Origin of the sequence: Delftia sp. ASV31, assembly GCF_016428765.1 — a bacterium.
Classification (GTDB): domain Bacteria; phylum Pseudomonadota; class Gammaproteobacteria; order Burkholderiales; family Burkholderiaceae_C; genus Comamonas; species Comamonas acidovorans.
Genome location: NZ_JAELTK010000197.1, coordinates 1 through 762, shown reverse-complemented (window position 1 = coordinate 762; position 762 = coordinate 1). Strand labels below are relative to the sequence as shown.

General features: G+C 50.3%; 1 protein-coding gene. It reads right to left on the bottom strand.

The window, feature by feature from the left end; all coding sequences use genetic code 11:
* Positions 1-368 (bottom strand): hypothetical protein (locus tag JHD82_RS30040; protein ID WP_233174951.1); only part of this gene is annotated, 368 nt, incomplete at its 3' end.
* Positions 369-762: the final 394 nt, after the last annotated feature.

Genomic DNA, 762 nt, shown 5'->3' with positions numbered 1-762 from the left:
AGATGTGTATAAGAGACAGGTCCGGCCGTATTAGCCTTGAAGTGCGAATTTTGCGGTGGGCCTATGATTAGGCCAAATTGAGCACCAGTTTCTCCATAATTCCGAAGATCCATGCTTGCAATGCAAACAACCTCTTGTGTTGAGCCCGTATGAATAGAAACGGGTGCGCAAGGAAGCTGAAAATCATGGCCAGGCAGAACCGCGACTATCTTTACCGAAGCTCCATTGGAGGCCGCATTCCGCAGCCCCTGTAGAGAGCCGGCAGTTGCATTGCCATTCGCGTCGTGTGCGTATGCCAACGTCCACGCATGCGACGTCCCTGCCGCAAGAGTTATTGCTGTAGCGGAAATGATATTTTTGATTTGCACTTTTCTTCTCCTTGTGAATGGGGTTTTATTTTATTTGAGTGGATGGCTGTTGATTGGCTAAATAAGGTAGATTATTTAATTCAATTTAAGTCATACTTGTTAAAATTCTTCATGTTGTTATGTTATTGGAAGAAGTCGATAAAGGGTAGTGTCAGCTCGGATCACTGCGACCGGCGTTGCGCCCGCGGCCTCGAGCAGAAAGGAGCGGGCCAGCGGATCACGCAGACAGGCCCGACGCCGCGGTAGACGACCACCCCTCCGAGACCACTCGTTGGCCCGGTAAACGTATGTGGACGAGTAGCAGAGTACTGTTCAGATGTCGCGTCTGCGGCTAATGGTCAGTCGCAGACCTGTCTCTTATACACATCTGACGCTGCCGACGAAATGCGAACAG